The organism is Streptomyces echinatus (genome assembly GCF_014203595.1).
Lineage (GTDB): Bacteria > Actinomycetota > Actinomycetes > Streptomycetales > Streptomycetaceae > Streptomyces > Streptomyces echinatus.
The window spans coordinates 91,340-114,754 of sequence record NZ_JACHJK010000003.1; the positions used below are offsets into that span (position 1 = coordinate 91,340).

Sequence of the window (23,415 nt, forward strand, 5' to 3'; positions counted from 1 at the left end):
CGCGTGCCGCAGGCGACGTCCAAGACTTCTTCTGTCAGCGGTGAGGCCCTCAGGGCATCAGTGCTGGGCAGCGGCGATGTCGGCGAACTCCGGGAGCAGAGGGGAGCGACGGCCGGCGCTCCAGGCAAGGCAGACCTCGTTCGGGCCGATGTCGCCGATGGGCACATGCGCGACATCGGTGTGGGTGTAGTAGGTCGCGGTGGACAGCGGGAGGACGAGGACGCCACCGGACGTCGCGACGTGTTCCAGCTTCTCCTCGACGGTGGCGAACAACGGCCGCGGTCCGGCTTCCTCGTCGCCGGTCCGCTCGGGGAGGTCACGCCACTCGGGGACGGCGTCAGGGTCCTGCAGCAGCCGCTCGGGGGCCAGATCCGCGATGACGATGGACTCCTTGCCCGCCAGCCGGTGGCCCGCCGGCACTACGGCGACGCGGGGCTCCCGGAAGAGCGGGCGCAGCTCCAGGCCGCGATGGTCGACGGGCAGCCGTACGTAGCTCACGTCGAGAAGACCCTCGTGCACGCCTTGGACCTGGTCGCTCCAGGAAGTGCGCACCACCTGCACACTCAGCTCGGGATGCCTGGCGGAGAAGGCGCGCACCGCGCCGGTCACGGTGATACCGGGCATGAAGCCGACCGTGAACGCCGTAGATCCTTTGGCGGCCTGCTGGACCCGGCGGCACAGGGCCTGCGCGCCAGCCAGCAGAGGGCGGGCATCCTCCAGCAGTTGGCGGCCGGCGGCCGTCAGCTCGGTGGTCTGCCTGTTCCTGGTGAACAACTGCGCGCGCAGCTCCTTCTCCAGCGCGCGGATCTGCCGGGACAGAACCGGTTGTGTGATGTGCAGCCGCTCGGCGGCACGGCCGAAGTGCAATTCCTCGGCCACAACCGCGAAGTAGCGCACCTTGCGCAGATCGACATCCACGACATCTCCCACCGTGCCCAAGCTCTGCCCAGCCTAGTTCCTCCGGACCATGTCGTCGGGGAGATCAATTGAGAGGCTTGGTCAACCCTGAGCACCTGCCGCGCCGGCTACATCACCGGCGCGGTTCTCGAGGCACGCGGCGGACGCCTCGCGATCGGCTGGCACCGGGCTGGGCCTCCCACACCAGGAGCAGCGGCTCGATGCCCGAGAGCGGCCCGTTCGGGCACGAGGCGAAGGCCCCCGGGTGCGCGGTTCGGCGACGCCCGATCGCAGCCTCGCTGCGGCTCACCTGCGTGTTCTCGAACGCCCTTGTTTGAGGTCGCTGATCATCATGAACAGCGCGTCCTCGGAGGGGTCGTCGATGCGGTGGCCGTTGTCGCTGTCGGCGCCGTAGTACTGAGCCCCCATCGATGCCTTCTCCTCACCTGTTCACGTGGTCGCGGTCAGCACGGCATGAGGAACCGACAGCTCAGGCCGGTCACAGCCATTCACCGATCGCGGCGATCAGGACGGTGGCTTCGAAGCGGACGGCGAGTTCGTCGAACCGGGTGGCGACCGCGCGGTTGCGCTTGAGCCGGTTGATCCCGCACTCGACCGCGTGCCGGCCCTTGCAGTCCTCGCGATCGAAGGCCGGAGGCCGCCCGCCGGCCTTCCCCCCCCCGCTTGCGATTGGCGGCCTGGTCGGCAGGCTCGTGCACCGAATTCCGCGCTCTCGAAGGTAGGCCCGGTTGGCGCGGGAGAGTACGCCTTATCGCCCCGCACTCGCACCGGACGGACACGGGGACGGCCCGGTCCGGTGCGGGACACCCGGATGCCTTCCAGGACGGCCGCGAACTGAGGACTGTCACCGCGCTGACCTGCGGCGACCATTAAAGCCAGCGGCCGTTGGCCTTGCTGGCGGGCCAGGTGGATCTTGCTGGTGAAGCCTCCCCGCGACCGGCCCAGGCCGTGATCCTCGGGCCCGGTGCGGGTTCCGCCCGGCGGTTCCTTCTGGTCCTGGCCGTTGCGTCGGGCGCCTGCGGCGTGCTGATGGGCCCGGCAGATCGTGGAGTCAACGTTGACCTCCCACGTGATCAACCCGTCCGCGTCCGCCTGGGCCTACAGCCGGGTCAGCAGTTCGGGCCAGGTGCCGTCGCGTTGCCAGCGGCGAAGAGTCCGCAGACCGTCTGCCACGGCCCGTACTCCGACGGCAGATCTCTCCACGGAGCACCGGTCCGCACTCGCCACCGGATCCCGTCTCAGCTTCCGCCGGCCCAACGACGGCCGCCCCAACACGCGACCGGCAACAGCGGCTCCAACACAGCCCACTGCCCGTCAGAAAGATCCCCTCGCCCCACACCGAGATCATCGCGATGCGGGACGAGGAACAGAGCCGATTTTCAAAACACGGCCTACAGCCTGCCGGCCGCGGACATGCTGCGGCTGTGAACGTGCCGCAGCTCCCCCGTGCGGCACCAGGGCGGCGGTGTGCGCGCCGCTGCGGAGATCGTCCTCAACGAGGCCGAGCGGGGCGTGCTCGCCGAGCTCTGCGGGACCGGGCCAGAGGTGCCGGCGGGGCACTGCCAGGGCTCACCGTGGACGATCCGGAGATCAGCGTCGGCCGGGAGGCCGGTGCGCCGCAGGCGCGGTGGCGGGCGGCGGGCACGGAGGTGGGGCCGGCCGCGTTCGGGTGCCGGTTGCGCACCGCCCGGCGCACCGGGCAGGCATTGCGGGCGGTGCGGTACCTGAGGTACCTGCCGCGGTGGCGGCGGGTGTGCGTGCGGCACGCACGGTGGCTGCTGGACCCCGACGCTGACCAGCCGCTGGAGTACCTGGACTGCGCCGTGTCTCGGAAGTGGTCGCCGCGCAGCGCTCGCGGGGACGGAATGCGTCGGGTGACGAACTGAGTGGGTCCACGACGGCGGCGGAAGCGTGTGACGGTGTACAGCATCGACTGATCAAGGCTGATGTCCTGCGAGGTGATGCTGGAGGTCGATGTGGCGGAACTGGTACACCGCTCCCACCTGTCGTAGTACGCCTCGCCGCTCGTGGGCATCGGCGAGGAAACTCATGAAACGCCAGGGCAGGTGTCCCAACAGGGCCAGTCTTGTGCGTGCCACCAGGAACTCCATCCACACGGACCGAGCAAGTCCCATCAGGAGGCCGACCGGGATCCCAAGGACAAGCCCGACCAGGCACCCGCCTCCAAGCGCGGCCGGGTCTTGTCCAAACCCGAATCCCAGCAGGGACGCAAGGGCGATCGCGAGTGCGCCCGTGAGTCCGCCCGCGACCGTGAGGACCCAGAAGGTGCGGCGGTCCCTAGCCAGGATCGCGCCTGGCCCCACGGCCTTGTCCAGGTCCGGGTGTACCGACCTGAGTCCTCCCAGGACCACGAACGGGAGCCCGCCCGCGAGTCCGCTGATGATTCCGGCCCGGGACCCTTCCACGCCGCCGACCGACAACCCGAAAAAGAGCCCGAACATAAGTCCGAAGGTGAGCCCGACCGTGAACCAGGATTTCCCTTTCCAGCTCCAGCGGATCGCAGAACTTGGGGTTTTCCTTCCTGCGGACGCAAGCATTGTTGCCGGCACCATCCACAGCACCACAAAGGTGAGCCCCGCGGAAATTGTGGCCACGGGGTCTTCCATGAGCAGCCCGCCCAGGAGGCTGAATGGCAACCAGCTGAGGAGCCCGACCGTAAGCCCGACCGTGATGTCCTGAAAGTTCCGCAGGGCTCTGGGGAGTTGCCACCAGGCGAGGTTCGGCGTGCCGTGGAGGGTGTTTTGAAGGTGGCGCGCGAGGAAGACGAACGTGCGCTGGGCCTGTTGGGCGCTCCACCGTGCGGGGTGGTGGCGGTAGGCGGCGGGGATGAAGGCAGCGAACAGGTGGGTGTCGATGTCCTGGCGAGTGGGGAAGCGGGCCTGGTCGATGAGTTCGCTGGGGTCGGGGAGGGCGGCGATCTGTTCGTTGGGGCGGGGGTTGTAGATGGTGCGGGCCAGGAACAGGCCAAGTGGGGTGCTCAGTGCCTGGGAGACGGGGGTGTCGGTGCTCAGTGAAGCGGTGACTCGTCTCCAGCGGGTTGCAGCCTGGGTGCCGGAACCTCCGGCGTCGCGTTCCAGATAGGCGGCCACCTTCGCGGGATCCAGGGGAAGGAGGCGGATGCCTGCGGCTCCGTTCAGGAGAAGGGTGGTCCCGGCTGGTGTGGTCAGGGCGCTCCGATACTCGGCGGTGCGGCTCGAGAGCACCAGCGGCTGGCCGGCTGGTAGTACCTCATTGATGTGGTGAAGGGCCAGGGTGCGCACGGCTTGGGGGACTTCGTCCAAGCCGTCGAGGATGGGCAGGATCAGCCGCTGCGCAAGCAGAGCGCGTGCTTGGGTGCCGGTGCCGGCTTGCGAGAGGTCCGGGGGGACGAGGGCACGTAGGGCGGGGTGGTCTCGGATGAGCTCGTCGGCCATCCAGGTGTACAGGTCCTGCCGAGCTGGGTCCCACGCTGCGAGAGGGAACAGGACCGGGACAGGGCCGCCGGACGGCCGGTTTTTGAGCAGAGCCAGTAGGAGGCGAATGAACAGCACGGTCTTGCCGGAGCCTGGTTCGCCGAGGATGACCAGGCGACGGGTGGGGACACGTTCGAAAACCTGGGCGATCTCACCCCCACTGCCGGCCAGCCCTCTGGGGCTGACAGCCCACGTGGAGGTGGCTTCAGGGGATTGGCCTGGCCAGTCACCGGCCAGCTCCTTCAAGTGGGGCCACGATTCAACCAGGTCCGCTTCGGCTGCGACCCAGTCGACCGACAGCGGGAAAGGATCGTTGAGACGGCGTACCCGTGCCTCGGTCTCCCACTGTTGGAGTACCCCTCGGGCGAGTTGGTCGGCCACGTCCTCCAGCCGGACGGACGTCGGTCCGCTCCTGCCGGGTCGGAGCACAGCGAGCACCGCGGGCGGTAGCGCGAGCAGGCCAGTGATCGCGGTTACAGCAGCGACCAGACTGGCCACCCGATGACCGCGCGTGATGTACCACACCAAGAATGCGCCGACCATGAGTACAAACAGCGGTGCAACCCACTTTGGTACACGTCTCACCCGATGATCATGCGGGACCCCGAACGGCATTCCCGTGATTGACGTCGCTGCCTTTACCAACCGGGAAGGCAAGCTACGCGAGCCCAACGCTTGTGGGTAGGAGCAAGCGGCGTACCTCCCGGGGAATCCGGCGATCTGATTACGAGGATTACTACACGAGGGCAACCCGGTGAGACCCAGGCCCTCGGTAGTCCTCGGGCAGCTGGAAGGTGCAGGAGTCTGCACTGGCGACCGGGGTCTGAAGGCGGCACCCTGGGGCCCGCGTACGGCTCAACACCGTCTGACGGCAACGGTGTTGCGGTTACTGACCGGTTCGCCTGCGCGCCGTGGCCGGTATGACGTCGTGTGGAGTACGTGATCTTCGACAGTGAGCAGGCGGGTGCACCGGCCGACTTACCGGCCGGTGCAGGCGGCGGCCACCGGGTGCCGGAGCCCGACGCGGTGGAGGCGGAGTTCGCCGGGGCGGACGGCGCGCTGGTGCAATGCCGCTGGACTCAGGCCGCGGTCGCGGTGAAGTTCGAGCAGCTGGCGCCGGTGGCAGCGTTTCCCGCTGGTGCCGGAGCGCAGGTGGGGGCCGGGCCGGTGGTGGTCGGCCACGAGCGGCCGGCACGTGATGCCCGGGTCCCAGGCGATATGCATGCAAATGACGCTGCTACGGCCGCATCCCCCGGCGGCCGGGCATCAAGGCGCGGCTGTGTGCTGCAGTCGGGTGAACGTGCGGCCCGGGCCGAACAGGCTCGTGTGCGGGAGCATCGTGCTGTTCATGGAAGCGATTAGCGAGATGCACGTGTCGGAGCCGGGCCTGGTGGTCGCCGACGTCGCGGCGGACGATGACCGGACCGCCTTCGCCTTTCATACGGCGCTGGCTTCGATGTGGGCGACGACCGCCGTGGAGCGCACGACTCGCAACCCCGCCCAGCCCGGAGTCGGTCCGGCAGCGCTGCTATCTCGACATGCGTCAGAGCCCTCCTACATCCAAGTTCCTTCCATGTTCAGGACACACATCAAGCTGGAACGATCCGCCGAGGAAGAACGGTCCAAGCTCGCCGGCCACCGACGATGAGTACGACGCCCAGTGGCGCTGGTACCAGGCGCCGTCCTCACCACGCGAGCGGAGGTGGGCCGAGAGGGCGCTTCGTCGGGCTGTTGGCGGGTGCTGGGACGGGTTGCCGGGAACGAGCGCCTGTGCGCCGGTCACGCCCTCTGCCCGCACTCGGCCCAGGCGCCGCACGGTCGAACGCATGGGGCCTACTGGGGAAGTGTGCGTAGGGCGCGGGGACGGCACGGACTGCCCGAACGGGGAGGACGAGGTTCTGATCGACGGGATTCGGTGCGAGGAGTGCCTGCACTACTGGGAGCTGGACGCGGCGGAGCCAGAGCGCCGGCTGGTGACGGATGACGGGCTGACCCGCCCGCAGGGGGACCCGCGGGAAGCCGGGCCGGGGACCGCGGCATAGCCGGCGCGGGTGGTGCGACGACAGCCGCAATGTCACACGGAACCTGAGGGCCAACTCGGCACTCCAATCGGGGTCCGCCTGTTGTCTCGTCATGGAGGCGTGGGCATCTGCGTGAAGGTGCACGGTACCGTGAGCGGCTCTGTCGCGGTGCACGCCCTGGAATACGGTGCCGGTTGCCGTCAGCACGCTGACACAGCCTCGTTGGCGCTGCTCCCCGGCACCCGCGCTGCGGGCATCGAACAGGCGCGGTGCGTAGGCGGGCGGGAGACGGACGGCCAGGCGGCACAGCCGGCCGTCGTCGGTGGATCCGGGCGCGCCCCGGGGGGCCTCGTAGGCGTCGGCGTGGCGGGAACGGCGAAGCCGCAGCCGACCCGCGGGAGGCCGGCTGCGGCCTCAGCTCCGGCTCCGGCTCCGGCTCCGGCTCCGGCTTCGACGTGAGGTCAGGAAGTGCGCTTCAGGGTCCAGGTGTTGGGGTTGAAGCTGGGGACGGCGGAGTAGCGACAGCCGCTGGAGTAGTAGGTGCTGGTGATGGTCCAGCCGGCCGGCGGCCAGGCAGACGCGCAGGCGTTGACCTGCGTACCCACGGGATAGCCTCTCAGGTCCTTGATCTGCTTCATATTGGGCGTGAAGCCGGATCCGCACCCGGCGCTGTTCCACCACTGGACGTCGACCCAGCCGTCCGGCGTGAGAGCGCTGGCGCACATGTTGACCGTGTCACCGGGGGCCGCGGAGGCGGGACTCGCGGTGACGGCCAGGGCGGTGACGGCCATGGTGGCCAGTGTGACGGCGAAACGGGTGCGGATCACGAGACGTTCCTTCCTCGGCACACTGGGGATCACCGCCGACCGTCGGCGGGCCGTGCCAGGCGCCGCCCCATTGCTATCCGACCGGCCCATACTCCAGAAAGTCACCTTCTGGGCAGATCCCGGCGATCATTTAGAGCCGCCGTTGGCGGCGGGCAGAAAACAGCGGCTCAAAGCGATACGCCAGACACGATCCGGCCGCCGGCCGACACGGCACTCGTCCGCGGCAGGAACACTGAAAACCGCGGCACGCGCCGACGGGAACGGCTTCGCCGGCACGGGTCACCAGCACAGGAACAGCCCCGCCCCGCAGCCGGGCAGAGCGAACGGGCATGCACCAGGGCGGCGGGATCGAGGCGGTGCTCCGTGACCTGGTGAGGCAGGCGGTACAACAGCGGTGGACGGACACCGCCACAACCGTGGGCCTTCGCGGACTCGCCGCCGGTGCTGGCGTACCCGGCCGCGCCGGGGCGGCACCGGGAACCGGGCCCGTGATGGCCGGCGAGCCACCGGACGGCACGTGGCCGTGAGGTCGAACGCGATGCACGCCCAGCCGATAGTCCTCGACCGCAACCGGACGGAACGAGCCTGACAGAGCGGCCGGTACAGCTGCTGTGGCGTGATCCCCGCGGCCGGCATACCTGGTGCCCCTGCCGCTGAGGGTGTGGCTGTGGCTGGCCTCTCCCGAGCCGAACTTGCCGGTTCCCGCGTCGGGCCGCATAGCCCAAGACGTCCTCCGCGACGACCCGCTCCCGCTGCTCCCCACCCACCCGTTCCGGGCCGACCGGGGAACGTTCCAACACACCTTGGTCCGGCTGCCAGCCGTACGCAGTCCGTGGCTGCGCACGATCTTCGAGGACCTCACACAGAGCACCTCGGCCGGCCTCTTCTAGCCGTCCGGCAATCGAACAGCACCAGACTCTCGTGCCTCCCAAAGTGGTCGACATCTGCTGCCCCATCTCGGGCTCTGGTCCACTTCTCGTGGTGCGGTCACTCGCTGTCGGATCCGAAGCCGAGTTCCTGCGGCAGGTATTCCCAAGGCGATCCCGGCGTGCAGCACGAACAGACGAGAAATGCGCGGGTATCGGGATCAGCGACCGACGAATGACCAGCGCCGTTTCCTACGCGGCGTAGGTTCCGGCTCGATCTCTCGCGGCGCGGGGGCGATCCGGTCCGGCTCCAGCCCCACCTTGTCGGTGCGCAGAAGCGGGCGACGCGTTACTGCTCGTCGCCGCTAACCTGCTCGGTCTCGGCCTGGTCGGTGCCACCGTGGTCGAAGACGCCCAGGACCAGACCGTGACCGTGCCGGATACCGGGGCGGGCGACTGAACGAGCGGATACGGTTCCCCCATGACGAAAACTGCCCGGACCGTGAAACGTACGGGAGCCCTCGTCGCGGCAGCCGCCGCGGCCGCGCTCGCCTTCCCCGCCCAGGCCCACGCCGCTGCCGTCGCCTGCGGCGGCGGGGTCTCGACGCAGAACATCGGCGCCCGGGGCTGTATTTCCGCCGAACGCTGGAAGAACGGGGGAGTCTTCTGGCACGACATCACCGCCCACGCCCTCATCACCAACTCCCGCTCCCACGCCTCATGGGTCGAGTACGAGGCGTACCTCCAGGCGGGCAGCGGCGACTGGACGAAAATGGGCAGCGGCCGGACCATCGTGCAGCGGCGTTCCACGGTGGGCCCGATCGAGATCGCCTCCAAGTCCCGCGTCTGTGACACGGTCAAAGTCACGATCCGCGTCCACGTGAGGCCGGCGGGGGGCGCCTGGTCGAACTGGTCCAGCGCGGCGACCTCGCAGTGCCAGACCTGACGCTGCCGGACCTCGCACACCGCAGCGCCCCCGCCTCCGCGACCAGGAGGACGGGGGCTCTGGTGTTTTCTGCGGGGGAATTATGCGGCCACGGGACACCTGTGCAGAGGGTGGGTGCGGGGCGGTCGGTGAGTATGAACTGGTCGGGGCTGCCGGACAGGGGCAGGATGCGCTCGGGCACGTCGAGTCCTCGTCAGGGGCTGCGGACGGTGACGGGGTGCGGCGCGCGGGGCCGGTCCCGGCGCGGTTGGCCGGGGGTGCCCTGGAGGGCGGGGGCGGCCCGGCCGCCGGGGACTCGACCCACCCCCCGGGGGAGGAGGAGGCGGGGGTGGGAGCGCCTTCCGGCGGCTGACACTGCCTGAGGTGGGGGTAAGCCGCGCAATGCCAGGCAGCGGCCTGATGAGCCCCGGACCCGAGGCGGCGGGGACGGCCTCGGTCCGCAGGGCACAGGGCGGAGCTGGGTGGCAAGGGGAGGACATGCACGTGCGGCCTGCCCCCAGGGGTCCGGGGCAAACCGCACGGATGCTGAGCCCCGCAACACCCCCGGAGGCTGCGTCGCGAGACGCCGGTCGGGGGCTCGACCACACGCGGAGGGGGGTGGTGCGGGAGCATCCCTCCTGGCAAGACCGACACTGCCCCAGGCCGGGCCAAGCCGGGCAAGACCGGGCGGCCGGACGTGTAGCAGCCCCGAACCCCGGGACGGCGCCAGGGGTTCGAGGCCGGAGGGTGTGACGGCGGGCGGTCAGGTGACCGGATGGGCGTGTTCCCCCCGGATGCGTGGGGCGCTGACCACCCATTCAGCGCCGTCAATCCAAGGTCGTGGAACGATGTTGGTCCGTCGATATGTGCCGGAGTACGTGGCTGTTGATGTCAGACGTTGATGTCAGGTAGTCGTCCGATGTTGCTGGTCAAGCCGCCGTTTCGATGACGCTGCCGCCGAGGCGTTCAACTCGCTGGTCAAGGTCGAGTACGTCCGCCCGGCACCGCTTCGCGACCACCGCCGAGGCCCGGCTGAAGATCGCAACGTGGATCGCCGACTTCTACCACGCCAGGCGCCGCCACAGCCGGGCCGGCGGTCTCCCACCGGGAAAGTTCGAGCGGATCATCCGTCAGCAACGCGAAGCCGCCCGCGAGAAGCGCAAAGCGGCGTGAGACAGCGATCGACGCTCCCAGGGCATTGACAGTTCGCTTTACAGTCCCGCGGCGGCCGGTCAGGCTTTGGTGATGGTGTACTCGTAGGCGACGCCTGCGCACTTGTTGCTGGGGGCGGACCTTGTGACGACCCAGCCCGGAGGAATAGGCGAGAAAGAGCAGACGACCGCGCTGGCCTGCGTGGTGAGTTGGATGATGGTGTACTCGTAGGCGACGCCTGCGCACTTGTTGCTGGGGGCGGACCTTGTGACGACCCAGCCCGGAGGAATGGGCGAGAAAGAGCAGACGACCGCGCTGGCCTGCGTGGTGAGTTGGATGATGGTGTACTCGTAAGCGACGCCCGCGCACTTGTTGCTGGGGGCGGACCTTGTGACCACCCAACCCGGAGGAATGGGCGAGAAAGAGCAGACGACCGCGCTGGCCTGTGTAGTGAGCTCGGTGATGGTGTACTCGTAGCGGCCTCCGCAGCTGCCGCTGGGGGCGGACCTTGTGACGACCCAGCCCGGAGGGACGGGCGAGTAGGAGCATATGGTCATGCTGCCGGCGAGGCGCTGCGGGGCCGCCTGCGCTTGGGTAGTTGCGGCGGTCATCATCCCCAGTAGCAACAGCACGGCCGTCACCAGATGCGGGATGTGGCTCCGCAAGGTCTTCACTGCCATCCGGGGCTCCTCTCGATTGATACAGCTCAGGTCAGCCGTTCACGTACTTTTCGTGCGTGCCAGTTGTGATGGAACAGCTCAACTTCGCTTTCCGCGATGACCGTGTCTGGCATGCGCATGCCATCACAAGGTGATGGTTGCGTGAAGAACCATGCAGACCCTGAGCCGGTGGCACTCAGGGGCCCGTGACTGGTTCCTGCCGGTACGTCATGAGCGTCACGAAGGCCGCCACCTTGCACCTGCTGGCGAGCAGTAATGCCGCATGCCACAGCTCGGGACATGGTCCAGGCCTTTTAAAAGGGCCGAAAAGAGGCACCTGTGCAGGACGCTCGGGCCAGAAGCTGTATCTCCGTGGACAGCTGCGCACCGCCGACGGAACGGAGCCTTTTCACCAACCCACTCCCACCCGAGGGCGGGCTGGCGGGAGTTCCCGGCCCGCTTTGTCCAGTCCCTTGTGCAAGCGGTGCCAGCGGGCCAAGCCTGCAACAGCGCGGCCCGGCCCCGGGCAAGTGGGGAGGGACGGGCGTGGCGCGGCAGAGCCCCTGCCCGCATGGAGTCGGCGGAACCTAAGTGGTCGGCTCCGGAAGTCCTTCGGGGGTTGACGTGAGGTCAGGCGGAGGCCGCTTGGAGGAGAGTTTCGGCAGCGGTGGTGCGTGCGTAGAGGACGGAGCGGCCGGCGCGGTGGGCGCTGACCAGGCCCGCGTTGCGTAGCGCGGTGAGATATTGGGACACCCCGGCTGGGGAGAGTCCGGTGCGGTGGGCCAGTTGTGTGGTGGAGGCCGGGGTCTCCAACTCGGTCAGCAGCAGGGTGCGTGAGCGGCCCAGTACGGCGGAGAGGGTGTCGGCTCGTGTGACGGGCCGTGCCTGCCAGAGTGAGCCGACACCGCGTGCCTGATAGGCGAGTTGGGGTGGATCCGGCGGCGTTGTTCGGGTGCGCAGCCCTGGTCCGGTGAAGGCCGAGGGGATCAGCAGTAGTCCTGTGCCTGCCGTCGTGCGGGTCAGTGGCTGCTTGCGGTGGGCCATTCGTAGTGCGTTGTTGTCCCAGCTCAGCGACGTGTGCAGGTCGTTGAGGAGGTGGCCGGTGCCGTGCTCGGCGGCCAGGCGGGCCCGGTAGAGGATGTCTGCGTCCAGGACTGCCCGGATACGTGCCCAGTAGGGGGCGAGTGCCAGTTCCCAGTAGGTTTCGATTTCTTCTGTGACCTTGACCAGGAGGCCCTGTGGGTCGTTGTGCAGGGTCCGTAGCCGGGGGCCGAGGGTTCCCTGGTGGCGGGCCAGGTGGTCAAGGTCCAGGCGGACTCGGTCGGCGGGCGCGGCCCGGATTGCGTCCCGCTCTGCCGCCAAGGTGGGGTCCGGTCCGGTGGGGGCCGGGTTGAGGAAGTCGGGGACGTAGCCGCCGGTGGGCGGGATCAGCTCGCAGAGCCATCCCCGGTCCAGCCCGGAGGCAACCAGGCGCGGCCGTACCTGGTCGGCCCAGGTCCGGTGGACCGGATGCGTAGTGCCGGACCTCAGCAGCCGGAAGCTGGGCGCGACCTCCCACATCGGTGAGACGGCGAACCGTACCTGCGCCAGATCGCTCGTCGAGAAGACCAGCTCCGCCAGGACAACCACTCCTCAATAGATTCAGGCATATATGAATTAATGGCGGGCCAGCCTACCGTGCGGTGATCATCCCGCCATGACCTCACAGACGATCACCGCAGCGGCAGCGGGCACCTTCAAGCTCGGCGACCTGACGGTCAACCGGGTCGGTTTTGGCGCGATGCGCCTGCCGCAGCACGGCGAGGCGTTCGCGGACGATGCCGTCCCACGCGACCGTGACCAGGCGATCCGTGTGCTGCGCCGCGCGGTCGAGCTCGGCGTGAACCACATCGACACCGCTGCGTTCTATTTCTCGCCGCTGCGCTCGGCCAACGAGTTGATCAACCATGCGCTGGCCCCCTACCCGGACGACCTCGTCATCACCACCAAGGTCGGACCGGGCCGTGATCCCTCGGGCCAGTGGCTGGCGCACGCCACCCCCGAGCAACTACGCGGACAGGTCGAGGAGAATCTGCGCCAGCTCGGCCGCGACCACCTCGACGTGGTGAACCTGCGCATCGTCGGCACCGACTCGATCGCCGAACGCTTCGGCGCACTCGCCGAACTGCGCGAGGCCGGACTCATCCGTCACCTGGGCCTGTCCAACATCCGCCCTCACCACCTCGCCGAGGCCCAGAGCATCGCGCCGGTGGTCTGCGTCCAGAACATGTACGGCATCGGCGCATCGCCCGAGCAGAAGGAGTTCCTGGACCTCTGCGGTGAACGGCGCATCGCGTTCGTGCCGTTCTACTCAATCGCCGGCGCCGGACGCACCGCCGGCGCGACCACCGACGACAGCCCAGAGGTCCGCACCATCGCTCGCGCCCACGGCGTGAGCGCAGCCCAGATCCGACTGGCGTGGACACTGCACCAGGGTTCCCACGTGCTGGCCATCCCCGGCACCGGCGACCTCGACCACCTCGTCCAGAACGTCGCCGTCGGCTCTCTGCGCTTGTCGGAGGAAGAACTCATCGCCCTGGACCCCCTCCACCACGAGACGGCATGAGCAAGACCCCCCATGGCATTGTGATCCACTTCTGCTGATCGGGCTGTCTGCCTTGCCAGTTCCTGCCGGCCGCCCCATAACCCTGACGGTCGCCGAGCGGCGACGGCTGAAGAAGGCGGCCTACGGTCACAAGACTCCGCACCAGGCCAGGGTCCGGTCACAGATCGTGCTCATGGCGAGCCGGGGCAGGCCCAACGCGCGGATCGCCGCCGAGGTCGGAGTGCACGTGGACACCGTGCGCACCTGGCGGGGCCGGTTCGCCGAAGGCGGCCTGCCGACCCTGGCCGACCGCAAACGCAGCGGGCGCCCGGCCCGCTTCACCCCCGTGCAAGTCGCCGAGGCCAAGGCCCTGGCCTGCCAACTCCCGGCCGGGACCGGGGTGCCGCTGGCGCGCTGGTCGTGCCCGGAACTAGCCGCCGAACCGACCGCACGCGGCGTCACCGACACCGTCTCGGCGTCCACCGTGCGCCGCTGGCTTCGCCAGGACGCGCTCAAGCCCTGGCAGCACCAGTGCTGGATCTTCATCCGGGACCCGGACTTCCGTGCCAAGGCCCAGCGCGTCCTTGACCTATACGCCCGAACCTACGAAGGCGAACCCCTCGGCGCGGACGAATACGTCATCTCCAGCGACGAGAAGACCTCGATCCAGGCCCGCTGCCGCTGCCACCCGACCCTCGCCCCAGGCCGGGCCAGGGCGATGCGCGTCAACCACACCTACGGCCGCGGCGGCGCGCTGGCCTACCTGGCCGCCTACGACGTCCACCGGGCGAAAGTCTTCGGCCGCTGCGAGGCCACCACAACGGCTCCCCTCACCGGGGAAAGAAGGCCGCTGACCGTCTGACCAAGGCGTTTCCGAACGCGGTCATGGTCCACACCCCTGTCCACGCCTCCTGGACAAACCAGATCGGGATCTTCTTCTCGATCGTCCAGCGCAAGGTCGTCTCACCCAATGACTTCACGGACCTGACCCAGGTCCGGGACCGGCTCCGAGCATTTGAAGACCGCTACAACACCGCGGCACAGCCGTTCCAGTGGAGGTTCACCACCTCCGACCTGGACGATCTGCTGGCCCGGCTCGACCGACACCAAGAATCCTCCATTGCCCTGGCGGCCTGATCAACCCCCGAAGGACTTCCGGAGCCGACCACTAAGGCCGGCAGCGCGTGGTAGGCGTGGCGGGAGGTGAGGTCGGCGACGAGCGTGGTGGCGTTGTCGACGTAGCGGTGCTCGCCGGCGGGGAGCTTCGCGCGGGCCGTGTCGACGGCGAGGTCGACGAAGCTCCGCACTGCGCCGCTCAGCGGCTCGTCGCCGAGTTCGGTGAACAGGTCGTACCCAGCCTCCTCATGCGGCTCATACGCGCCGTCCGACGCCATGTAGCGGCGCAGGTAGGGTTCCTGGCGGTCCGGGTCGGCCGCGAATTGCTCGTAGAGGGTGCGCGGGCCGGCCTTCGCGTTGCTGCGGCGGGCGGCGGTGCGGGCCGGGCGCGCTGCGGTCCGCCGGGTCCAGTTCCGTACGTCCTCGGTGGAGCCGATCCCGTCGAGCAGGACGAAGGCGCGGTTGCCGGTGGGGGCGATACGGACGGCAGTCGCATCGCACTGGGTGATGCGGCCCCCGATGTTCTGCGCGGTGGCGTAGGTGACGCATGGATGCGGCTCCGTTCTGACGGCAGGCAGCCGGGGGGATGGGTGATGACAGGCCGAGGAAGTGGGGTGGATGGCACCTCGCTCCCCGGCCCGGTAGGCCGCACTGTGGCTGCGCGCGGCGCAACCCCCGCAACCCGGCAGGGCATGGCCACAGGGCGGCGGGCGGATTCGGCGGAAAAGCCGGTGCCCGGCAACGGGTGTTGCCGGGCGAGGGCATATGGGGCGGCCCCGCCCCGGGTGCCTGCGCGGGGGCGGGGCCAGCAGGTGGGTCAGCGGCCTCGGTCAGTCAGGGCCCCGCGCGCCCGGGGCACCGCCCTGAGCGGAGGTCAGCGGCCCGCGCACCGTCCGTCCCCGACGCCGTGTCACCGACGCCGGCTCATCCTCCCGTCCGGCATCACCCGGTCAGGAGCCATCCTTCATCGGCGGGGCCTGCTCCTGTCGCAGGTAACGCTCGACCGAGCGGGTCAGCACCTCGTTGCCGCCGGCGGTGACCACGCGGTCCCACCAGGCACCGTAGATGTGGTCAAAGCGGTAGCCGGCGAGCAGTTCGCCGGCGGCTCGGACGGCGTCGGGGCGCTCGGGGACGTGGTTGGCGTAGCTGTACATGATGCTGACCCACCGGGGGTCGGGGCCGACGTTGACGATGTCGCCGGTGAAAAGTGCGCCGCGGCCGGCGTTCCAGTGCATCACCGCGCTGCCCGCAAAGTGGACGCCCGGGTTGATCAGCGTCAGTTCGTCGGTCAGCCGGTGAGTCTGCCCGCTCCAGAAGTGCAGGGCAGGGTCGGGGCGGCCGACCCACTGCCGGTCGGCCTCGTGCAGGTACACGGGCGCGTCGAAAGCGTGCGCCCAGTCGACCATGGCGGAGTAGAAGTGCGGGTGGCTGATGGCGATCGCGGTGATGCCGCCGAGTTGCCGCACTTTGCGGATCACGGCGTCGTCGAGGTAGGGCACGCAGTCCCACAGCACGTTGCCGGCGGCCGTGCGCACCAGCAGCGCGCGCTGGCCGATGGCGAACTCGGGGGTGCTCCCGATGCCGAGCACGTCCGGTCCCTGTTCCTCTACGCGGCCCCGGTGGCCGTCGGCGCGCAGCTCGGCCAGGCTGGTCCACTGCTGTCCGCCGCGTCCGACGTACTGGCGCTCGTCCAGGCAGACTGGGCAGTCGGGGCGCGGGACGGCGTACTGGGTGCCGCAGGTGCGGCAGACGGGCAGCGTCGTGCCGGTGTGTTCAGCCACGGTCGCCTCCGGCCAGCTCGGTGAGTACGTACGGGCGGCTGGGCCGCCAGCCGAGTTCGGCGACGGCGCGCTGCCCGGACACCACCTGGTTCAGACCCAGGGCCTCGGCGAACGGGCCGCCCAGGGCCTGGGCGGCCTGCTCCAGCGGCCAGGGCTCGGCCCGGCCGGTGCCGCCCGCAGCGAGGTCGGCGGCCGCGGCGAGCGCCGCGACCGGCACCGCTTCGTGCGCCACGCCGTGCAGCACGCTGCCCGCGCCGGCCTTGGTCACCGCCAGCACGAAGAGTTCAGCAAGGTCGTCCACGTGCACCATCGGCCAGCGGGTCGCCGCCGAGCCGACGTACCGCCCGGTTCCGTGCTCACGCGCCCAGTCGGTCATCAGGCCGGGAATGCCGCCGCCGTGGCCGTACACGATGCCGGGCCGCACGACGACGGCGCGCACGTCGTCCCGGCCGGCGTCCAGCACGCGCTGCTCGATCCGCGGGCGGTAGCCGACGATGGCGATGGCGTCGGTCGGCGCGTCCTCGTCGAGGGCCGCGTCGCCGGTGGCGCCGAGCACCCAGATGCCGCTGGTGTAGACGAAGGCCCGTCCAGTGCCGCGCAGCCGCTCGGTCAGCGCGTCCACGGCCGCCGCGTCCAACGCCTCGTCGCCGGTCGGTGTGGCGAGGTTGACCACGGCGTCGATGTCGTCGGTGACGGCCGCCCGCAGCGCGGCGGGGTCGGCCAGGTCGCCCTTGAGTGCCGTCGCCCCGGCGGGCAGCCGGCTTGCGTCCTTCACGAGATGGACCACCTGGTGGCCCTCCGCCTCGAGCCGCCGCACCACGGCCGATCCGATGTAGCCGGTCGAACCCAGCACGAGTGTTTTCATACCTGATCTCCCTGTATTGTTGGCGAGTTGGGGGGTTGCGCGCCTCACGGACGTGCACGGAATTCGGGCGACGGGACGTCGCCCGTGGTCTTGCCATAGCCGAGGGATTCGACGATCCGGCCGTCCCGCACCAGCACGAGGCTCACGCCGCGGACGGAGTCGGCCGGTCCGTCACCGAAGCGGTACCGCCAGCGGACCGTGGCCCGTTCACCGGTGACGACGACGGCCTCCGGCTCGAAGCGGCCCGCGCGGTCCTCGGCGAGGGCCATGCAGAACTCCAGGCATGCGGCGAGCCCTTCGTAGCGGGCCCCGTCGGGTGCCGGGCCCCTCGCCTCCATCACGCAGTCCTCGGCGATCAGCTCGGCGAGCGATGAGGTGTCACCCTCGAGGAAGACCCGGTTGAAGCGGTGGACAACCTCGGCCGTGGTACGGAACGACATGCCGCGCCCTCTCAGCCGCGCCCCGACATGTCGGTCACGGGTTCCCCTGGCCGAGCTCGGCCGCCGCCTCTTCGACCGCGGTGGCGGGGCCGGGGATCGCGTGTTCGGCGGCGCGGCTGACCTGCTCCCACGCCTCCCAGGTGGCCATGCGAGTGCGGGCGATGTCGAACGCGAGGTCGTAGACCATGCTCCCGAGGAGGAGGCGCAGCGGCGGCTCCTCGCTGTCGACCAGGGTGAGCAGCGCGGCCGCGGCGAGCTTCGGGTCGCTGTCGACCGAACCTTCGGCGAACTGCTCGGCCAGCTTCTTGCGCAACGGCGCGTACGCCTCCAGGGGGCTGGTGCTGTGCATGGCGGTGTAAAGGTCCGTCCAGTAGCCGCCGGGCTGCAGGATGCTCACCTTGGCTCCAAATGTGACGGCCTCCGCGGCGAGGGCCTCGCTGAGGCCTTCCAGGGCGAACTTGCTGGCGCTGTAGAGGCCGGTGCTGGGGAAGCCGCCCAGGGCGGCGATGCTGGACACCTGCACGAGGTGGCCGGAGCCCTGCGCGCGCAGGACGGGCATGACGGCCTGGCAGACCCACAGGGCACCGAAGAAGTTGACGTCCAGTTGGGCGCGGGCCTCGGCCTCGGTGAACTCCTCGACCATGCCCATCGACAGCGTGCCCGCATTGTTGACGACGACGTCGAGCCGGCCGAAGCGGCCGACCGCCTCGGCGACGGCGGCGAACACCGCTTCGCGGTCGGTCACGTCCACCCCGAGGGGCAGCACCCGCCCGGGGTGGGCGGCCGCCAACTCCTCCAGCGGGGCTACGGTGCGGGCGGCGACGGCGACCCGGTCGCCGGCGCTCAGCGCGGCCTCGGCGAAGGCGCGGCCGAGGCCCCGGCTGGCGCCGGTGATGAACCAGACACGGCCGGTGGCGTCGGCTGAGGTGCGCATGTGCAGTACTCCTGTCCGAGAAATGAGGTACCCGTGCTGGGCGTGCTCGATCGGGGCGACGAGCCCGTACTACGTCTTGGGCAACGGCTTGTCTCCCGTCCGGCACGCTCCGGCGGCCGCAGGCAGTCCGCTGGGCGGTGTCGTGTCACCGGTACGGGTGCCGCACCGCTCGAAGATCGCCGAGCAGCGGTTCCGGCCTGCTGTCGATCTTTCAGCGTCCTCCCATGCCCATCAACATCGAAGATCAGTAGGATCCGATAACTCAGGCTTATGACGGGGGTCGGCAGCAGGTGGAAGTACGCGACATCGAGATCTTCTTGACGCTGGCCGAGGAACTGCACTTCGGCAGGGCCGCCGCCCGGCTGCACCTCACGCAGGCGCGCGTCAGCCAGGTGATCGGACGTCAGGAACGACACCTCGGCGGCCTCCTGTTCGACCGCTCCAACCGCCGCCAGATCCGCCTTACCCCGCTCGGCCGGCAACTGCGTGCCGACCTGCGGCCGGTCTACGCGAGCCTGCGCGAGAGCCTCGAACGCGCCCGGATGGCCACCCGCGGCAAGACCGCACGGCTGCGCGTCGGCATGATGCCGTTCAACGTGCCCGACATGTACCGCTACTGGGACACCTTCCGCTCCCGTCACCCTCAGTGGGAACTACAGCTGCGCCGGGCGCCCTACGTCGACCCGTTCGCCAGACTGCGCGAGGGCGACATGGATGTCTTCCTCACCTGGCTACCGGTGGACGAACCCGATCTCACCGTCGGCCCGGTCCTCTTCCGCGACCCCCGCGTCCTGGCCGTCGCCGCCGACCACGAACTCGCCGAACGGCTCGTCGTCCCGTTCGAGGCGCTGGCAGACTTCGGCCATGCCATGCCACCCGACATGCCCGACTACTGGGAGGACGGCTACCTGTCGTTCCACACATGCCGGGGGAAGCCGATCGAACGCATCGAGCAGGTCACCAACGCCGATGAGCTGATCCACCTCGTCGGCACCGGCGAGATCGTTCACCCCTTCCCCTCCCACGTCACCCGCTACTGGTCCATGTCCTACGTCCGCTTCGTTCCCGTCCCCGACATGGGGACGATTCCCTACGCCCTGGTGTGGCGCAGGGACGCCGAGAACGACCTCATCCGCGCCCTCGCCCAGACCGTCCGCGACATCGGAGTCCTGCACTTCTGACGATCCCGCGCACAAGCCGCCTGGAAGCAGAGGCGGCTTTCCCAGGGCGGCCAGAAGGTCGTGGGCGAGACCGTCTCCGCTGGTGGTGCCGCGGCGGAACGGGAGCGGGCGCGGTCTTGAGCAGGTCCGGACCCAGCTCTTCACCGACGCTCTCGCCCAGGCGCACCGGTATGCCGAGCGGTTCGGGCACCTGGCCGTCCCCCACACCGACAGCTCACGCGGTCAGGGGTTCGTTCTGGGGCGGTGGCTGGCCAACCGGCGTGCAGATCCCGCAGGTCTGACCGCCCAGCAGACGGCCCTGCTGCGGCCGCTGCGCTGGGGTCTGGTGCCGTCCTGGGCGAGGGAGGAGAAGATCGGCGCGCGGATGATCTACGCCCGGGTGGAGACCGTGCATGAGAAGCCGGCCTTCCGCCGTGCGTTCCTCACGCGGCGCTGCCTGCTTCCGGCGGACGGCTTCTTCGAGTGGCAGCCGGGCGTTCGGGACCTGCTCGCGCAGTCCTCGGTCGAGGACACGCTGCAGTGCATCACCTCGGCGGCGACCGGCCTGGTCGAGGGCTGCGACGCGGCCGGCATCCTGATCCTGCACGGACGCCAGGTGAAGACCCTGGCCCCGACCGACCAGCTGATCATCGACAGCTACCAGCTGCAAGAGCGCCTGGGCGAGGGCCCCTGCTTCGACGCCGCCCGCAGCAAGCAGGGCGAGCGCATCTTCCGCATCGCCGACTTCACCCAGCAGGAACCCCGCTGGCCCGCGTACGCACCCCAGGCCCACGACCTCGGAGTGGGCAGCATGATGGGCTTCCTGCTCTACACCGAGGAAGAAGAACTCGGCGCGCTGAACCTCTACTCCCGCAAGCCCGGCGCGTTCACCGACGACAGTGAGACAGCCGGCTGGCTGCTGGCCTCCCACGCCACGGTCGCCTTCTCCAGCGCCCGCACCCATGCATAGCTCGAGCAGGCCATCGCCACCCGCCACCTCATCGGCGAAGCCCATGGGCATCCTCATGAGCGAACGCCGCCTCACCGAACACCAGGCCTTCGACGTCCTGCGCCGCCACTCCCAGGACAACAACATCAAACTGCGCGACGTCGCACGCCGCGTGTGTGAGCGCGGCAGTTTGTAGCCCCCGCGCAGCCAAGGCCCCGGGGGTCCCCGGCACGCTGCCGTACCGAGGGGCCCGGACCAGGCCCGGCACCAGTCGCCGTGAAACACGAGTTCCCCCACTGCCCGACAGACGACACGGATTGCTCATGGCCGTCGACCAGCGTCTTCGGCCATCTGCACCCATGACATCGTCACTCGCAGACGGCGGTGGTCACACTCTCAGCGGGGATCACAAGCCAGCACCTGTGCCACCGATAAGCCCCGGGGCGGATTTCCGCCTCCCTCTGGGAAGGCTTTGAAGAAGCCCCCATGACCGGCCAGCCAAGCAAGCTCCAAAAGCCCCGCAAGAAAGATGCCGTCGTGGTCACCTGGGAGCATGGCGCGGGCCACGACCCAGGGCACCGACACCGGGCACCATGAAGGAGTGCGCTCAGCCATGCGCTGACCGTGATCCTCGCCCACCCGCCGCATCACGAACTGATCAGTGCGGGCCAGGCCACCCACGCGGCGGACGCATATATTTAGAGTAATCCGCATGGACATGCGGAGGATTGTCGCTGTGCTGGCTGAGGAAGCTGAACAGCAGATCCAGGACCAGGTGTGGAAACTGACGCCGAGCGACCGCACACTCGCCCTCGAGACCGAGGCCGGCATGCGCGACGCTGTCGGTCCACCGGACGTCCAGGAATCCTTACCGCAGATCAAGCGACTCGAACACCTGCGGGAGACTCTCGCCGTCCTGGCCATCTCCCTCGCACGCACTCACGGCCGCATGGCCTGGTTTCTCTCCGGCGCTCTCAACGCGCTCGAACCGGTCCTGCGCTGGCGTGCCTTGACCTCTGACCGAGGCGGCACCTTCGGCACTGTCCTCGCGAGTCTCGAGCAATACACCGAGGCGGAGGACGCCGTACGCCGCCTCCAGGATGCGCTGGCACAGATCACCACCGAGACAGTTGCCCCCGGCAGTGTCCACCCCGATCAGCAAGCAGATGAGGCCTGAGCGCTCTCTCCTGGCAGAGTCCTTACCGCGTCCGTCCTCCGTCACGCGAGCCAGTGCGCAGCTGGTGAGGGTGCCCGTTCGGAACGTCAGCGTGGTCATGCTGCCGGCATTCGTTCAGCCCGCAACCGGTGATCCGACCGGCCTGTTCTCGTTGAGTGAGAAGTCAGGCTATGAACCATCCGACCTGGCGGGCGGACCACCTCACGATCATCTGCGCGGCCGGACACCTGTGATTCACCTGAGTGCTCCGGAATGACCTGCGGTCCCCTGGCAACCCGGAACGCGGAGGTTGGGAAGCGAGCTTCCCGTGCAAGTCCCCCAGGAACGGCTATGGGGACGGGCCGCGATCGGGTGGCTGCTGAACAGGGACCGGCTGTTGTGGTGATGGCCATGTCCCCCTCGTCCCCCGATCCTCATACGCAGTCCCCAGCCGTCTCGGTCGATGAACTGGTGGCGGAACTGGAACGGGTGCGGGCAGAGAACAGACAGCTGCGTCAGGCGCTCGCCTCGCACGCGGTCATCGACCAGGCCATCGGCGTCCTGACCGTACTGGGCCGGATCAGCCCTGACGACGGATTCACGGTGCTGCGAGAGATCTCCCAGCACACCAACATCAAACTGTCCGCCGTCGCAGAACACGTTCTCAAATACGCCCAGGGCGCCGCGCTGCCCGACGTCCTGCTGGAGGAAGTGCGCTCGGCCTTAACCCGCCACACGGGCGGCGACCGGCCCCTCTGAGCGGCGGGCGGTCGTTGCCCGAAGTCGGTGTCCCAGAGGTGGACGTCCGGGGATGGCACCGCCGGGGTCGTCGGCCAGGGCGAGGCGGGCGGTGATGCGTTTGCCGACCGGCTCACGGTGGGCCTCGAAGCCCTGAGCGACAGCCATGACGATCTCCAGGCCGTGCTGGCCGACCCGGCCGGCATCCGCGGCCCGGGCGATCGGCAATACCGGGTCGGAGTCCCACACCACGATCTCCACCAGGCCGCCCAGGACGCGCAGATCGAGCAGAACCGGTCCGGGAGCGTACTTGCGGGCGTTGCTGACCAGCTCATTGACCACCAACTGCGTCAGGTCCATCGCGCGCTGCGAGAGGGGACATGCCTGGTGCCGCGTGCGTGTGCGTGCGTGCACGGCGTCGGTGGACCAGGCGACGGCGCAGCGCGGTGGCGTCGGGACGGCCGCAGAGGCGTCCCCGCCGTGACGGACACGGGCCCGCGGGCACGTCGACCAGGACATCGGCCACGGCGGCGAGACCAGCGAGCAGCGGGAGGAACAAAGATCAAGCTCGGGGCATGGGTGAGCAACCAGCGTTCCCGAGCCGCGTCCCTCTCCCCCGACCACATCGAACAACTCTCCAACATCGGCATGCGATGGACCCGAGGAGCTGTATCAGTGCGCGAAGATCATGAAGAGGATGGCGGTCGCTACCGCGCTGATGAGCAGGGAACCAAGACAGCCAATCCGGTTGCTGAAGAAGATCATGGTGCCCGTGTACCCGAAAAGCGCCATGGCCGCATCGACAAGTTCGATGGTGGAAGGCTGCCTGGCTGATGGCGGCCGAGGTGCAG

At 69.3% G+C, this 23,415-nt stretch carries 24 protein-coding genes and 2 pseudogenes; 12 read left to right on the forward strand and 14 right to left on the reverse strand.

What is annotated here, in order from left to right; all coding sequences use genetic code 11:
* Window positions 1-57 precede the first annotated feature (57 nt).
* The 5 genes and pseudogenes from FHS34_RS08955 to FHS34_RS43745 form a co-directional block, all read right to left on the reverse strand.
* Window positions 58-918, reverse strand: coding sequence for a LysR family transcriptional regulator (locus tag FHS34_RS08955; RefSeq protein WP_184963070.1), 861 nt, complete (start codon window positions 916-918; stop codon window positions 58-60).
* Window positions 919-1,203: 285 nt separating this feature from the next.
* On the reverse strand, window positions 1,204-1,326 hold the full coding sequence (locus FHS34_RS43360) for a hypothetical protein (RefSeq protein WP_263978347.1): 123 nt from the start codon (window positions 1,324-1,326) through the stop codon (window positions 1,204-1,206).
* A gap of 70 nt (window positions 1,327-1,396) precedes the next feature.
* Window positions 1,397-2,255 (reverse strand): annotated as a pseudogene (locus FHS34_RS08960) (IS5 family transposase).
* Window positions 2,256-2,855: 600 nt separating this feature from the next.
* Window positions 2,856-4,976 carry an NACHT domain-containing protein gene (locus FHS34_RS08965; RefSeq protein ID WP_184963072.1) on the reverse strand — a complete coding sequence of 707 codons (2,121 nt, stop codon included), beginning with the start codon at window positions 4,974-4,976 and terminating at the stop codon, window positions 2,856-2,858.
* Window positions 4,977-5,369: 393 nt separating this feature from the next.
* Window positions 5,370-5,615 carry a hypothetical protein gene (locus FHS34_RS43745; RefSeq protein ID WP_184963074.1) on the reverse strand — a complete coding sequence of 82 codons (246 nt, stop codon included), beginning with the start codon at window positions 5,613-5,615 and terminating at the stop codon, window positions 5,370-5,372.
* A 124-nt stretch (window positions 5,616-5,739) separates the two neighbouring features.
* Between FHS34_RS43745 and FHS34_RS08975 the strand changes: the two genes are divergently transcribed.
* Window positions 5,740-6,039: a DUF6207 family protein gene (locus FHS34_RS08975; protein WP_225817396.1), complete on the forward strand. Its 300-nt coding sequence runs from the start codon at window positions 5,740-5,742 to the stop codon at window positions 6,037-6,039.
* A gap of 834 nt (window positions 6,040-6,873) precedes the next feature.
* Here the strand turns inward: FHS34_RS08975 and FHS34_RS08980 are convergent.
* On the reverse strand, window positions 6,874-7,239 hold the full coding sequence (locus FHS34_RS08980; protein WP_225817297.1) for a hypothetical protein: 366 nt from the start codon (window positions 7,237-7,239) through the stop codon (window positions 6,874-6,876).
* Between the two features lie 632 nt (window positions 7,240-7,871).
* Here FHS34_RS08980 and FHS34_RS42370 point away from each other — a divergent pair.
* The 3 genes and pseudogenes from FHS34_RS42370 to FHS34_RS08990 form a co-directional block, all read left to right on the forward strand.
* Window positions 7,872-8,129, forward strand: a pseudogene (locus FHS34_RS42370) (hypothetical protein); the annotation flags it as partial.
* A gap of 457 nt (window positions 8,130-8,586) precedes the next feature.
* Complete coding sequence (locus FHS34_RS08985; protein ID WP_221508753.1) at window positions 8,587-9,051, forward strand: hypothetical protein; 465 nt, start codon at window positions 8,587-8,589, stop codon at window positions 9,049-9,051.
* A gap of 924 nt (window positions 9,052-9,975) precedes the next feature.
* Window positions 9,976-10,203, forward strand: coding sequence for a hypothetical protein (locus tag FHS34_RS08990; RefSeq protein ID WP_184964351.1), 228 nt, complete (start codon window positions 9,976-9,978; stop codon window positions 10,201-10,203).
* A 59-nt stretch (window positions 10,204-10,262) separates the two neighbouring features.
* Here the strand turns inward: FHS34_RS08990 and FHS34_RS08995 are convergent, their stop codons facing one another.
* Both FHS34_RS08995 and FHS34_RS09000 read right to left on the reverse strand, forming a co-directional pair.
* Window positions 10,263-10,862: a hypothetical protein gene (locus FHS34_RS08995; RefSeq protein WP_184963075.1), complete on the reverse strand. Its 600-nt coding sequence runs from the start codon at window positions 10,860-10,862 to the stop codon at window positions 10,263-10,265.
* Window positions 10,863-11,471: 609 nt separating this feature from the next.
* Complete coding sequence (locus FHS34_RS09000) at window positions 11,472-12,470, reverse strand: ArsR/SmtB family transcription factor (protein ID WP_225817298.1); 999 nt, start codon at window positions 12,468-12,470, stop codon at window positions 11,472-11,474.
* A 67-nt stretch (window positions 12,471-12,537) separates the two neighbouring features.
* On the opposite strand from FHS34_RS09000, the gene FHS34_RS09005 reads away from it, so the two are divergent.
* Window positions 12,538-13,446, forward strand: coding sequence for an aldo/keto reductase (locus tag FHS34_RS09005; RefSeq protein WP_184963077.1), 909 nt, complete (start codon window positions 12,538-12,540; stop codon window positions 13,444-13,446).
* Between the two features lie 52 nt (window positions 13,447-13,498).
* Complete coding sequence (locus FHS34_RS09010) at window positions 13,499-14,287, forward strand: IS630 family transposase (RefSeq protein WP_225817299.1); 789 nt, start codon at window positions 13,499-13,501, stop codon at window positions 14,285-14,287.
* Window positions 14,288-14,450: 163 nt separating this feature from the next.
* Here the strand turns inward: FHS34_RS09010 and FHS34_RS09015 are convergent, their stop codons facing one another.
* From FHS34_RS09015 to FHS34_RS09035, 5 genes are all read right to left on the reverse strand, one after another.
* Window positions 14,451-14,819, reverse strand: coding sequence for a hypothetical protein (locus tag FHS34_RS09015; protein WP_184964354.1), 369 nt, complete (start codon window positions 14,817-14,819; stop codon window positions 14,451-14,453).
* Window positions 14,820-15,491: 672 nt separating this feature from the next.
* The gene (locus tag FHS34_RS09020) at window positions 15,492-16,322 is read right to left on the reverse strand and encodes an MBL fold metallo-hydrolase (protein ID WP_184963079.1); all 831 of its coding nucleotides are present in this window, start codon (window positions 16,320-16,322) and stop codon (window positions 15,492-15,494) included.
* Window positions 16,315-17,187, reverse strand: coding sequence for an NAD-dependent epimerase/dehydratase family protein (locus FHS34_RS09025; protein WP_184963081.1), 873 nt, complete (start codon window positions 17,185-17,187; stop codon window positions 16,315-16,317). Before FHS34_RS09025 ends, FHS34_RS09020 begins: the two co-directional genes overlap by 8 nt.
* Before the next feature lie 44 nt (window positions 17,188-17,231).
* The gene (locus tag FHS34_RS09030) at window positions 17,232-17,627 is read right to left on the reverse strand and encodes a nuclear transport factor 2 family protein (RefSeq protein WP_184963083.1); all 396 of its coding nucleotides are present in this window, start codon (window positions 17,625-17,627) and stop codon (window positions 17,232-17,234) included.
* A gap of 34 nt (window positions 17,628-17,661) precedes the next feature.
* Window positions 17,662-18,561: an SDR family NAD(P)-dependent oxidoreductase gene (locus FHS34_RS09035; RefSeq protein ID WP_184963085.1), complete on the reverse strand. Its 900-nt coding sequence runs from the start codon at window positions 18,559-18,561 to the stop codon at window positions 17,662-17,664.
* 290 nt (window positions 18,562-18,851) lie between these two features.
* Between FHS34_RS09035 and FHS34_RS09040 the strand changes: the two genes are divergently transcribed.
* The 5 genes from FHS34_RS09040 to FHS34_RS09055 all read left to right on the forward strand — a co-directional run bounded on the left by FHS34_RS09040 (window position 18,852) and on the right by FHS34_RS09055 (window position 22,585).
* A complete protein-coding gene (locus FHS34_RS09040) occupies window positions 18,852-19,742 on the forward strand; it encodes a LysR family transcriptional regulator (RefSeq protein ID WP_184963087.1) in 891 nt (296 codons plus the stop codon).
* A gap of 82 nt (window positions 19,743-19,824) precedes the next feature.
* The gene (locus tag FHS34_RS43370; RefSeq protein ID WP_225817301.1) at window positions 19,825-20,691 is read left to right on the forward strand and encodes an SOS response-associated peptidase family protein; all 867 of its coding nucleotides are present in this window, start codon (window positions 19,825-19,827) and stop codon (window positions 20,689-20,691) included.
* A gap of 43 nt (window positions 20,692-20,734) precedes the next feature.
* Window positions 20,735-20,866 carry an ANTAR domain-containing protein gene (locus FHS34_RS43375; RefSeq protein WP_221508869.1) on the forward strand — a complete coding sequence of 44 codons (132 nt, stop codon included), beginning with the start codon at window positions 20,735-20,737 and terminating at the stop codon, window positions 20,864-20,866.
* A gap of 516 nt (window positions 20,867-21,382) precedes the next feature.
* Complete coding sequence (locus FHS34_RS09050) at window positions 21,383-21,847, forward strand: hypothetical protein (protein ID WP_184963090.1); 465 nt, start codon at window positions 21,383-21,385, stop codon at window positions 21,845-21,847.
* 390 nt (window positions 21,848-22,237) lie between these two features.
* Window positions 22,238-22,585, forward strand: a complete 348-nt coding sequence (locus tag FHS34_RS09055; RefSeq protein ID WP_184963092.1) for an ANTAR domain-containing protein — start codon at window positions 22,238-22,240, stop codon at window positions 22,583-22,585.
* Here the strand turns inward: FHS34_RS09055 and FHS34_RS09060 are convergent.
* Entirely contained in the window at window positions 22,550-23,083 is a 534-nt protein-coding gene (locus FHS34_RS09060) for an ATP-binding protein (RefSeq protein WP_225817302.1), read from the reverse strand. The genes FHS34_RS09055 and FHS34_RS09060 overlap by 36 nt on opposite strands.
* Here FHS34_RS09060 and FHS34_RS42390 point away from each other — a divergent pair.
* Window positions 23,045-23,398, forward strand: coding sequence for a helicase associated domain-containing protein (locus tag FHS34_RS42390; RefSeq protein ID WP_376773080.1), 354 nt, complete (start codon window positions 23,045-23,047; stop codon window positions 23,396-23,398). The two genes, FHS34_RS09060 and FHS34_RS42390, sit on opposite strands and share 39 nt — an antisense overlap.
* Window positions 23,399-23,415 lie beyond the last annotated feature (17 nt).

Excerpts from the sequence above, each read along its gene's own strand:
- FHS34_RS08985 (WP_221508753.1), top strand. The coding sequence starts at position 8,587 with ATGACGAAAACTGCCCGGACCGTGAAACGTACGGGAGCCCTCGTCGCG.
- FHS34_RS08995 (WP_184963075.1), bottom strand. The coding sequence starts at position 10,862 with ATGGCAGTGAAGACCTTGCGGAGCCACATCCCGCATCTGGTGACGGCC.
- FHS34_RS08975 (WP_225817396.1), top strand. The coding sequence starts at position 5,740 with ATGGAAGCGATTAGCGAGATGCACGTGTCGGAGCCGGGCCTGGTGGTC.
- FHS34_RS09060 (WP_225817302.1), bottom strand. The coding sequence starts at position 23,083 with ATGTCCTGGTCGACGTGCCCGCGGGCCCGTGTCCGTCACGGCGGGGAC.
- FHS34_RS43375 (WP_221508869.1), top strand. The coding sequence starts at position 20,735 with ATGGGCATCCTCATGAGCGAACGCCGCCTCACCGAACACCAGGCCTTC.
- FHS34_RS09025 (WP_184963081.1), bottom strand. The coding sequence starts at position 17,187 with ATGAAAACACTCGTGCTGGGTTCGACCGGCTACATCGGATCGGCCGTG.
- FHS34_RS09015 (WP_184964354.1), bottom strand. The coding sequence starts at position 14,819 with ATGGCGTCGGACGGCGCGTATGAGCCGCATGAGGAGGCTGGGTACGAC.
- FHS34_RS09005 (WP_184963077.1), top strand. The coding sequence starts at position 12,538 with ATGACCTCACAGACGATCACCGCAGCGGCAGCGGGCACCTTCAAGCTC.
- FHS34_RS08990 (WP_184964351.1), top strand. The coding sequence starts at position 9,976 with ATGACGCTGCCGCCGAGGCGTTCAACTCGCTGGTCAAGGTCGAGTACG.
- FHS34_RS43360 (WP_263978347.1), bottom strand. The coding sequence starts at position 1,326 with ATGGGGGCTCAGTACTACGGCGCCGACAGCGACAACGGCCACCGCATC.
- FHS34_RS09050 (WP_184963090.1), top strand. The coding sequence starts at position 21,383 with ATGGACATGCGGAGGATTGTCGCTGTGCTGGCTGAGGAAGCTGAACAG.
- FHS34_RS43745 (WP_184963074.1), bottom strand. The coding sequence starts at position 5,615 with ATGCATATCGCCTGGGACCCGGGCATCACGTGCCGGCCGCTCGTGGCC.
- FHS34_RS09030 (WP_184963083.1), bottom strand. The coding sequence starts at position 17,627 with ATGTCGTTCCGTACCACGGCCGAGGTTGTCCACCGCTTCAACCGGGTC.
- FHS34_RS09055 (WP_184963092.1), top strand. The coding sequence starts at position 22,238 with ATGTCCCCCTCGTCCCCCGATCCTCATACGCAGTCCCCAGCCGTCTCG.
- FHS34_RS09035 (WP_184963085.1), bottom strand. The coding sequence starts at position 18,561 with ATGCGCACCTCAGCCGACGCCACCGGCCGTGTCTGGTTCATCACCGGC.